Source organism: Corallococcus sp. CA054B, assembly GCF_003611625.1.
In the GTDB taxonomy this organism is placed as follows: Bacteria; Myxococcota; Myxococcia; order Myxococcales; family Myxococcaceae; genus Corallococcus; species Corallococcus coralloides.
This window is the reverse complement of record NZ_RAVY01000280.1, coordinates 1-9,509: the sequence shown is the minus strand read 5'-3', so window position 1 is coordinate 9,509 and position 9,509 is coordinate 1. Positions and strand designations below refer to the sequence as shown.

The window sequence follows — 9,509 nt, the reverse complement described above, 5'->3', positions numbered from 1 at the left end:
CGTCCGGCCGCAAGCCGCCGCTCCTCCAGTTGCTGGGCCGTCCAATGCCTCGGCTGCCACGCCATGGAAGCGCCCCCTCCATGGAGCAACCGCCGGTCCCTTACCCAACTTCCCTGAAGGGGGTTAGATGAGGGGATCCTTCAGATGATGACGGGCTCGCCGTCGCTCTTGCGGATGAGCACGTTGGACAGCTTCAGGTCCCGATGCAGGACGCCCCGGCGATGCATGTATGCCAGAGCACCGGCGATCTTCTCGAAGACCCCGAGGATTTCGCGAACGGTCGGGTGCTTGCGCTCCGCCCACTCCGCGAGCGTCCATCCGTCCACGTAGTCGAGTGCGAGGTAGAGGTTCCCACTCTCCGCAAGTCCATATCCTTGCGGCCGGACGATGTGGGGATGGTCCAGCATGAGCAGCGCCGTCAACTCCCGCAGCGTCCGGGCATGGGTCTGCTTGGGGTCGCCGCTGGACTCCCGGTGCTGGGCCACCTTGATGGCCCGGTGCCTGCCGTTCTTTTCGCCAAGGAAGACGAACGCAAAGCCTCCGTCACCGAGTGGCTTGGAAACCTGCCACCCGTCAATCAACGAACCGGGCGGAACGTGGATCAGCGTCGCGCTCATGGGGCATTCTCCGCGGCGGGCTTCAGGAAACGCACGTCTGGAATCGTGAGCCGACGTTCCCCATCCCCACGCACCTCCAGGGTGAAGACGAGGTCTGCTTTCGTCTCTGGCACTTCCACGACCGCCAGAATGCGCCCGTCCTCCCCCGGAGGGATTGCTCCCGGCTTCTTGGCTACCAGTCGCGCCCGTAGGGGCATGCCGACTCGCCCCACGAACATTGCTTCTCGTGGTGTCCAAGCGGGGTGGTCAGGGCGGTTCACAATCTTCACGTCCGCCAGAATCCACCCCGTGCCCCGAAAGGCTACAATTGAGTCCAAAATCAGCCCCTGCACAGCATTGAGCGTGCCTTTGCTGCTGGACGTCGTGACCCCCTTCTCGTCCACGTAGCCGAGGAGCACGAAGTCTTCCGGCTTTGGCGCCGGGGCTTGAGCCGTGGGCTGGCAGGCCGTGTTCGGCGGCTCCGGGCGTTGCACGTCAATCAGTGCATCAACGTCGCGCGGGTCTGTCACGAGCACGAAGGCGGCCCGGGTGGGCGCTCGGCCGTCGGCGAAGAAGACCCCAATCTCCTGACGCTCGCCGTCGGTAAGGTTGGCCACGGGCTGAACGATGATCGACCGCTCGCCCGCGTCCAGGACGCGGATCCGGGATTCGTCGAAGGTGAGGGTCTTCCGCTGGATCGGCGCAGAGAACAGGAACACCGTCCGGGCATCCGCCGCGACATGGACGACGGGCAGCGGTTCGGCGGGCGTGCTGGCGATGGTCACGGAGCGCTTACGATCAACGCGCGCCCCTGTGGCCGGCTCAGCCCCCGCAGCAGCTCCCGAGACGAGCACGAGCGCGAGAGCCAATCTGAACGGTTGGAGCAATGGTGCATGACCTCCCGAATGGGAAGGCTACCATCGCGGACGCCCGCGCAGTGGGGCTCTTTCCTACAGCCGGAGTGCCGTACCGGGCTCCTGAATCGGGTCAAGGCGCTGCACGTCCGCCAATCTCGGGGAACCGATCGTAGGTCCGCTTGAGTGCATCTAGGTGGGCGGGGTTGTCGTATGCGAGCGGCTCAGCTGTGAGCTGCACAACCCACCCATTCGACGCCGTACGCCGCGCCCGCGTGAGCAACTCGGCATCGCGAGCAGGATCCGGGAACCCGATGGTCTTCGCTGTGGCGGCAGACCAATAGTTCAGCCACCCAAGGAACCAGGGAGTCGCAGGCGTGGGGAGCTTCTCTGGAAGGTTGAGCATGGGAAGCCCACGGGGTGAGCGCTCCGGTCCATGAGGCGAACGGCGAAACTGCTGTGCGACCTCCGAGCCGTAACCGTATGGCGAAACATGCCCCCAGTACGCGTGAGAGCCCTCGGCCACGGCCTCAAGCACAGCCGCCGCTGCCTCGATCGCTGGTGCGTCCAGTGGTATTTCCGCATGCACTTCAAGCCGCGCTTGTCTACCCGGGCTGAGCCGCCCCGACCTGCCCCTCCCCGAAATCGTCACGGGGTAGCTCTCATCCCCGTTGCACAAAAGGGGGAATTTCCCGTCACGCGTCATTTCAGCGAGCCATGCGTCTCGATGCGGCAACGCAATGAGGGGGCCGCTCTCGGGGATGTGCCACGCCAAGCGCAAACCGGGAAGTGCCTTTTCCATCCCATGAATGACATCCAGCGTGCGGCCATCGTTGCCCACAAGTGCGGGCGCGTAAGCGATTAGGGTGAGGGAATCAGGCGTGGTCATCGTTTGCACCCTGTGACGACGACATCAAGTAGGGGATCTGCTTCAAGCAACGCGTCCTTGTGCGCTTGGGTACTCACCCCAATCACGTAGCCATATCCGCATGCCGCCGCCGCGTCTTGCTCCTTTTCTATCTGCACCAGCTCCTTCTCGATCTCCCGCCTCCGGATGAATTTGGAGTACGTGTCGAATTGATGCGTCTTGATCTCCCACAGCACGCGCACGCCGACTTGCAGCGCATCGAAGCGCACACCGCCAACGAGCACGTCCATCCCGGGGTAACGGTTGGGTGGGAATTTGTCGGCACATTCATTGTGTGGGTCATCCTCGCCCGCGTGGGGCACCGGAACAGGTTCGCAACTGACGCGCCCCGTCCGGTCTACGGGCACAGGTGGCACCGGGGGCTGCCAGTCCTGCCCCGCTGGCTCGGGCTTCAACCTGGGTTTGCGTTGCGCTTCAGCTTGCCGGGAGGCTACTTTCGTTCCTCGCGAGGTCCCTGCTTCCTCGGGGTAGGCGTGCCGCAGCTCATACGCGTCCAGCGCTTCTTTGATGGCGACGCCGACCACCACCACTCCAAGCACGATCACGGCTCCCACGGCAATCTCAGGAGCCGCCAGCACGCAGAAGCCGATCCCCACGGCAGCGGCGTCAGCGGAGGCGACCGTGCATCTTCCCGTGGTGTCGTGGAACTCGAGCCGGTCATGGTCGAGAGTCCGATAGCACTTTTCCACCAGCACAGGCCAAGGCTGGGAAGCCTCACGGACGACGCACCGCCCCCCGTCAGTCCACGGCAGCACCGCCGCACGCTGGAGATTGGCGATCCTCGGATTCCGGGACGCGCGCTCTGCTGGGCTCGGTGCCGACGTGGCGCAAGCCGAGAGGAAGAGTAGGAGCGCGGCGTAGGCGCGGAGTCGCATGGTCACGTCCTTTCAGGCGAGCCAGCGAGCTGCGGGGCAATGCTGGACGCATGTGGAGTATGCCAGTATCCACGAATACCATGGATATCATGAGGGCGCTGAGGCGTAGCGGCATGGCCCGGAGCGCACCAGCGGTCATGAAGCGCCGCGCCTACTTACTGCTCGCTTCCGCGTACAACACAAACCCATCGACGGGCATGGGTGCATGGGGGACGAGTGTCTCCACGAGAAAGAGGTTGTCGCAGTGCCTGGCGTTGGGCCCGCCAAATACAGCCTTGATGGCCGGCTCTACGCACTCTTCAGCGGGAAGAAACGCGCTGCCAGCTTGAGCGAGCCGGCGAACAATGTTCGCGGGATGTACCCGCCACTCATGGCTCTCGGGGTCAATTTGGATGCCTTGCTGGCCGAGCCATCGCACGAGATCCGCCCGCTGTGACTCCCAAAGCTTGTCGAAATCAGTCAGGAGGGAGTTGGCGCGGGAGGGGTAGAGCCATCCGGTAACACGCGCCTCCGGAATGGCCGACTCTGCCCAGGCGGCCACGGCGGATGGCTCGATGATACGAAACTGTGTCTGCAAACGATCCATCGGCGGTTCGCTGTTCCAATAGCGCGTTATTTCTTGACCGACGAATCCCGAGAGTTCGACGCGCCCGTTGGCATCCGCCTCCATCAGGAACTCTGGGGTGCTGTCATAGATGTTGTACTGAAAAGCGGACACGCCCAGGCGCGAGGAGAGGCGTGCGAGCAGCGGCGGGGTTCCCTGCATCAGGAGTTCGAAAGGGGCGGTGCGCAAGACGGTCCATCCAGGGGCTCCGTGAAAACCCGCCAGACCCCAGCGCTGCACCTCGTCACCCAGCCCGTACTGCATGCGGTCGTGCCGTTCCCGAGTGCGCGGCTTGGGGGTTGTCAGGCGCCGCCCTCCTTCCACCAACAAGCGTGAGAGTTCTCTCTCTACCCGAGCTATATCCGCACACTGAATGAAGGCCACGTTCAGCCACGTTCCCATGAATAATGAGTCTGCCATGTGAGGCGATGACGGTCGACGAGAAGTCCGGAGATCCTCCGCGGCTTGAACGCTGTGTGAAGTGCGCGCGTTTAGGAGTTTGGGGAACCGGGTTTGACGGCAGCCATGGTTGACGCTTGCTCGTCATGACAGCGGGGGCGCTTCGTGTTCTGCCAAGGAAATGGAGAGCACCTCACCCCAGGCCGAATGGCCGGGCCTCTTCGACGTGCCCTTCGGGATGCAGGCATCAACCGCGCCGTGGGGCAAATCGGCTGGCACGACCTGCGACACACCTATGGGAGCCACCTTGCGATGAACGGGGTTCCACTGAAGGTGATTCAGGAGCTGATGGGGCACGCGACCATCGAAATGACGATGCGCTACGCCCACTTGAGCCCTGACAGCCGGAGGACGGCAGTCAACGTCCTGGATCGTCCGCTCGCTCCGGCGGGCGACATACGTGCGACACGCGGGGAGGACGCCGCCAACCACTCGTAAATACAGGGCGAAATAGTGCCGAAGGCGGGATTCGAACCCGCAACCTCCGCGTTCTGAGCGCGGCGCCTCTACCAAGTTGGGCTACCCCGGCGGGGTGTGTCTTTGATTGGGTTTGAAGTCGGGATGACTGGATTCGAACCAGCGACCTTGCGCGCCCGAGGCGCACGCTCTCAACCAGGCTGAGCTACATCCCGATGTCTGGGGAAACCTTCGAGGGAGGGCCCGGACACGACAAGGGCCGGGTCCCCTCTCGGGAACCCGGCCCTCGTCACGCCTCCCGGGTCACCGGGTGGCGGGTGCGAGCGTCAGGTCCCGGGCGCACTGCCACGGAAGGATGCGGTGGTCAGCTCCAGGGTCTCCAGAGAGGTCACCTTCGTGGCGGGGCGCTTCGGGTCCAGCGTGTTTCGGATCTGCAATGGGCATCCCTCCTTTCTGGAGAGGAATGACGGGCGATAAATCCGTTCCTGACAGGCTCCGGCTCGTGGACCGGGCGCGCGCGGGTGTATCCTGGGAAACCCCGTACCGGAGGCCCGCCTGTGAGAATCGCGCAGCTCATGCAAGAGGTTGCCAAGGAGAAGGGGCTCACGCTCAGTCAGCTGGAGATCTTCATGCTCCCGCCCAGCGCCATCCTGGCGACCGCGCGCAACCCGGAAGGCCCCTCCGAGGATGCGGTGTTGGCCCTGTTGGACAGCCCCTTCAAGGACTACGTCGACTGGATGCTGGCGGAGCAGTTCTCCGGCTCCTGTGGCGCGACCTCGGGCTGGCTGGATGACGTCACTTCCCGGGCGACCGATGCGAGGGCAGGCACGCTGACGGAGGTCAGCTCGGGCGCGTTCTTGAGCAAGGTGCTCTCCGAGATGATCAGCAACCACGGCCGGTGGTACTGCCGATGCACGCTCAAGGTGCACTCCTTCTTCATCGAATGCATCGAGCGCAAGGCCTGCATCTATCAGAGCTACTTCGGGCACTACTCGCTCAGCGCGTCCGTGGAAGACCTCGTTGAACGCAACCGGCTGGAGTTGATTCCCCTGCTCGAAGCCGCCGTCCATGACGACATGCAGGGCATGTTCGCGAAGCTCGGAGTGAACGAGGACTGGGATGCGCTGCCCGAGGACGAGGCCCAGCGCAAGGAACGCAAATACCGGGCCTCCTGGTCGATTGCCAGGAACAAGCCCTTTTCGGTCATTGAAAAGGATGTGTACGAGGGGCGCAGGGCCCTCTTCAAGAAACAGGCTCCGCTCCACGACAAGCCCACCGTGGAGTACCGCATCAATACGAGCCCCGCGCCGGTCGATGACATCCGCAGGAACATCGCGGCCTCCATCGCCACGACCCAGCCTGCCTGGAAGGAGATGCTCGGCAGCAAGAAGACAGTCCGCGAGCTACTCTCCGGCGCATAGCCCTTCGCGGAGACACCATGACGGAACTCGAGACCCTGGCTGCCTTCGAGCAGCACCTTCGCGACGGCCGCAGCCTCGCCAACGTCATCCTCCAGGGGCTGGACCTGCGAGCGTGGGGCGACGCGCTGCTGAAGGCGGACCTCACCGGCACCGTCTTCCTGGGCTGCCTCCTGGAGCCCGCGACCCTGCAACAGGTCATCACGCGAGGGGCCATGGTGTTCCCGCCGTTCTCCGGGCTGCCCTATTGCCCCTACCGGAGCAGCCTCTACACGCCGGAGGAGCTGTACGCGGGCTTCGACCCGACCCGCCCGGACACCTACGCGGATACGCTGGATGCGCGCATCTACGCGCACTGGAACTCGCGCGGCGGGGCGCATCCTCCCTCCATCCTGGAGACCCTGGCGCAGCGGCTTCACGACCACGCCATCAGCGACGCGTTGGAGGAGGCGCTGCTGGACCAGGGCAAGCCCCGCCGGGTGGTGGCCATCATGGGTGGACACTCCATGCTGCGGGGCCAGGAGGCCTACCGCTCCGTGGCGGAGCTGGCCCGGTCGCTGGCGCGCCTGGGCTTCTTCCTGGTGAGCGGCGGCGGCCCGGGCGCCATGGAGGCCACGCACCTGGGCGCGTGGTTCGCCTCGCGGCCGGATGAGGACCTGGACGCGGCGCTCGCGGTGCTGGCGCGGGCTCCGTCCTACAAGGACCGGGACTGGCTCGCGCGCGCCTTCGAGGTGCGCGCCATGTGGCCCCTGCTCGACCCGGCGGCGATGGGCGACAGCCTGGGCATCCCCACCTGGCTCTACGGCCACGAGCCGCCCAACCCCTTCGCCACGCGCATCGCGAAGTACTTCGCCAACAGCGTACGCGAGGAGGGCCTGCTCACCATCGCCCGGGGCGGCGTCGTCTATTCACCCGGCAGCGCGGGCACCGTGCAGGAGATCTTCCAGGACGCCTGCCAGAACCACTACAACACCGTGGGCGTCATCAGCCCCATGCTCTTCCTGGGCCGCGAGTTCTGGACGAAGACGCGGCCCGTGTACCCGCTGCTGGAGCACCTGGCGCAGGGACAGGAGTACGCGCGGCACCTGCTGCTCACGGACTCGAAGGAGGACATCGTCCAGGCGCTCGTGCGCTTCGACCAGGGGCGCGAGGCCCTGGCGCGGGCGGGCTGACCGCGACGGCTCAGCCCTGACTCGCGACCAGGGTGACGGCGTTCAGGTTCACGAACGCGTCCCGCTTCACCCCGTGCTTGAGGAAGTCCTGCACCGCCCGCGCGAGCGTCGCGGCCAGCAGGCCCAAGAGGGGCAGGTGCTCGCCGCCCTCGCAGGTGGCCTGGCCTTGCGTGTCCTCGGCGTCGGGCGTGAAGCGTTCATCCCAGCGCACCAGTCCGAACATGCCGTCCGCGGACACCGCGCCGTGGACCAGCGGCGTGCCCGTCTTCCGGGCGTGGTCGCTGAGCAGCTGGCGGCTGTCCTGGTTGTCGAAGGCGTCCACCAGCAGGTCCGCGCCCTTGCACAGCGCCTCCACGTTGTCGCGCGTGAGGCGCACGCCGAAGGACTCCGCCTTCACGCCGTGCAGGTTGTGCAGCTGGAGCTTCAGCGCCTCCGCCTTGTTCTTTCCGACGGACGGCTTCACGTAGGCCTGCGACAGCAGGTTCTTCGACTCCACCCGGTCGAAGTCGATGAACACCAGCGTCGCGTCCAGGTTGCGGCACAGCAGCGCCGCCGTGGACCCGATGGCCCCCACGCCACAGAAGAGGATGCGCATGGTGGCCGCCCTCAGCACGCCCCGAAGGGCACCTTCGGACGCAGATAGATGCGCTCCTCGCCGTGCGCGCCCCGGAAGCGGTCCACGACGTAGTGCTGGAAGGCTTCGTCCCCCAACTGGAAGCGGTGCAGGCCCGGCACTCCGCCCGAGCGCACCAGCTCCACCGCGATGCGGCGCACGTCCGCGTCGCTGATGTGCCGCTCCAGCTCCACCGGCACGTCCGCCGAGTGGCCGTCATAGGTGATGTTGAGCGTCGCCATGGTCGCGTGCCTCCAGGGAAGAGAACCCTGGCCCGGGACGGCGCCCCCGGACGCCTCCTGACAGCCCGGCCGCGTGAGCAGCCGCGCCCTGGCCTCCGTCGCCGCCTGGACGTGGGGAAGGGGAGCGGCCGTCACCTTCCGGCCAGAGGATGCACAGTGTAGGGCTCACGGGAGGAGACGCATGGAGTCACCACGAGCACCGCACCCCTGGAACGTCACGCCCACGGAGGCCGTGGCGTTGCAGAAGCGCCTGCGCGAGCAGCTCATCCTCGAACCGCCTCCGGGCCTGCGCGTCACCCGCCTGGCGGGCGCGGACATCTCCACGGAGAAGGGCAACGACACGGGCTATGGCGGCATGGTGGTGCTCGACGCACAGACGCTTCAGCCGGTGGCCCGCGCCGTGGCCACGGCGACGCTGACGTTCCCCTACGTCCCCGGCCTGCTGTCCTTCCGCGAGCTGCCGGTGCTGGCCGCCGTCTGGGAGCGGCTCACCGTCCGCCCGGACGTGCTCGTCTTCGACGGCCAGGGCACCGCGCACCCGCGACGGGTGGGCATCGCCTGCCACGGCGGGCTGCTGTTCGACATCCCCTCCATCGGCTGCGCCAAGTCGCTGCTGGTGGGCACGCCCGGGAAGCTCGCGGAGCGGCGGGGCGCCACGTCCCCCATCACCCACAAAGGTGAGGTGGTGGGCATGGCGGTCCGCACCCGCACGGGCGTCAGCCCCGTGTATGTCTCCCCCGGCCACCGCATGGACCTGGACACCGCCGTGGAGTGGGTGTTGAAGGTCAGCCCCCGCTACCGCGAGCCGGAGACGACGCGCCACGCGCACCGGCTGGTGAACGCCTTCCGCCGCGCGGGCGGTGAGGCCGCGGAGATGGCGGAGGGGAGTCCCGGATGAAGCCCGTGGGGTTGATGCTGGTGGTGGCGGGCCTGGGGCTCGCCGTCGTGGGCCTGCTGGTGTGGGCCGGCGCGTTCTCCTGGTTCGGCCGGCTGCCGGGAGACATCCGAGTGGAGAGCGGGAACACGCGCGTCTACGCGCCGCTGGCGTCCATGCTCCTCATCTCCGTGCTGCTGAGCCTGGGCGCCTGGGTGGTCCGCCGCTTCTTCTAGGCCCGAAGTCTGTCCACGGATTGAGAAGGCGAGAACCCTGACGGGCCGCCCCTGCCGGAGGCGCACCGGAGAAACCTGTCCGACAGTCGGACAGGTTCTGGACCCTCGCGCCCGGCGGGGCCCGGGCGGATTTCCTCTCAAGGATGCGCGCCCTTCGCGTCTGTCCGACAGGAATGACCTCGCGGGTTGGCCGTCTGCTGTCCTGGTGGGCAGGAGGGGCC

The 9,509-nt window shown here is 66.4% G+C and carries 10 protein-coding genes, 2 tRNA genes and 2 pseudogenes; 5 read left to right on the top strand and 9 right to left on the bottom strand.

Annotated elements, in window-relative coordinates:
- Positions 1 to 143 precede the first annotated feature (143 nt).
- The 5 genes and pseudogenes from D7V80_RS38265 to D7V80_RS38245 form a co-directional block, all read right to left on the bottom strand.
- Positions 144 to 617, bottom strand: a pseudogene (locus D7V80_RS38265) (serine/threonine protein kinase); the annotation flags it as partial.
- The gene (locus tag D7V80_RS38260) at positions 614 to 1,483 is read right to left on the bottom strand and encodes a DUF2381 family protein (protein ID WP_120592758.1); all 870 of its coding nucleotides are present in this window, start codon (positions 1,481 to 1,483) and stop codon (positions 614 to 616) included. The gene D7V80_RS38260 and the pseudogene D7V80_RS38265, both read right to left, overlap by 4 nt.
- A 100-nt stretch (positions 1,484 to 1,583) precedes the next feature.
- Positions 1,584 to 2,339 (bottom strand): DUF5953 family protein, encoded by a 756-nt coding sequence (locus D7V80_RS43260; RefSeq protein WP_120592757.1) that lies wholly within the window; start codon positions 2,337 to 2,339, stop codon positions 1,584 to 1,586.
- Positions 2,336 to 3,253: a DUF6310 domain-containing protein gene (locus D7V80_RS38250; protein WP_120592759.1), complete on the bottom strand. Its 918-nt coding sequence runs from the start codon at positions 3,251 to 3,253 to the stop codon at positions 2,336 to 2,338. Before D7V80_RS38250 ends, D7V80_RS43260 begins: the two co-directional genes overlap by 4 nt.
- 151 nt (positions 3,254 to 3,404) lie before the next feature.
- Positions 3,405 to 4,121 (bottom strand): hypothetical protein, encoded by a 717-nt coding sequence (locus D7V80_RS38245; protein ID WP_120592756.1) that lies wholly within the window; start codon positions 4,119 to 4,121, stop codon positions 3,405 to 3,407.
- A 288-nt stretch (positions 4,122 to 4,409) separates the two neighbouring features.
- On the opposite strand from D7V80_RS38245, the pseudogene D7V80_RS38240 reads away from it, so the two are divergent.
- Positions 4,410 to 4,754, top strand: a pseudogene (locus D7V80_RS38240) (tyrosine-type recombinase/integrase); the annotation flags it as partial.
- Positions 4,755 to 4,770: 16 nt separating this feature from the next.
- Here the strand turns inward: D7V80_RS38240 and D7V80_RS38235 are convergent.
- A tRNA-Leu gene (locus D7V80_RS38235) sits at positions 4,771 to 4,845 on the bottom strand.
- A gap of 27 nt (positions 4,846 to 4,872) precedes the next feature.
- Positions 4,873 to 4,948 (bottom strand) — tRNA-Pro (locus D7V80_RS38230).
- A 360-nt stretch (positions 4,949 to 5,308) separates the two neighbouring features.
- Between D7V80_RS38230 and D7V80_RS38225 the strand changes: the two genes are divergently transcribed.
- Both D7V80_RS38225 and D7V80_RS38220 read left to right on the top strand, forming a co-directional pair.
- Positions 5,309 to 6,154, top strand: a complete 846-nt coding sequence (locus D7V80_RS38225; RefSeq protein ID WP_147447355.1) for a hypothetical protein — start codon at positions 5,309 to 5,311, stop codon at positions 6,152 to 6,154.
- Between the two features lie 17 nt (positions 6,155 to 6,171).
- The gene (locus D7V80_RS38220) at positions 6,172 to 7,323 is read left to right on the top strand and encodes an LOG family protein (RefSeq protein ID WP_120592753.1); all 1,152 of its coding nucleotides are present in this window, start codon (positions 6,172 to 6,174) and stop codon (positions 7,321 to 7,323) included.
- A gap of 10 nt (positions 7,324 to 7,333) precedes the next feature.
- Here the strand turns inward: D7V80_RS38220 and D7V80_RS38215 are convergent, their stop codons facing one another.
- Complete coding sequence (locus D7V80_RS38215; protein ID WP_120592752.1) at positions 7,334 to 7,918, bottom strand: ThiF family adenylyltransferase; 585 nt, start codon at positions 7,916 to 7,918, stop codon at positions 7,334 to 7,336.
- 11 nt (positions 7,919 to 7,929) lie between these two features.
- Positions 7,930 to 8,178: a hypothetical protein gene (locus D7V80_RS38210; protein ID WP_014394344.1), complete on the bottom strand. Its 249-nt coding sequence runs from the start codon at positions 8,176 to 8,178 to the stop codon at positions 7,930 to 7,932.
- A gap of 181 nt (positions 8,179 to 8,359) precedes the next feature.
- On the opposite strand from D7V80_RS38210, the gene nfi reads away from it, so the two are divergent.
- Positions 8,360 to 9,076, top strand: a complete 717-nt coding sequence (gene nfi / locus D7V80_RS38205; protein ID WP_120592751.1) for a deoxyribonuclease V — start codon at positions 8,360 to 8,362, stop codon at positions 9,074 to 9,076.
- Entirely contained in the window at positions 9,073 to 9,288 is a 216-nt protein-coding gene (locus D7V80_RS38200) for a DUF2905 domain-containing protein (protein ID WP_014394346.1), read from the top strand. Before nfi ends, D7V80_RS38200 begins: the two co-directional genes overlap by 4 nt.
- Positions 9,289 to 9,509 lie beyond the last annotated feature (221 nt).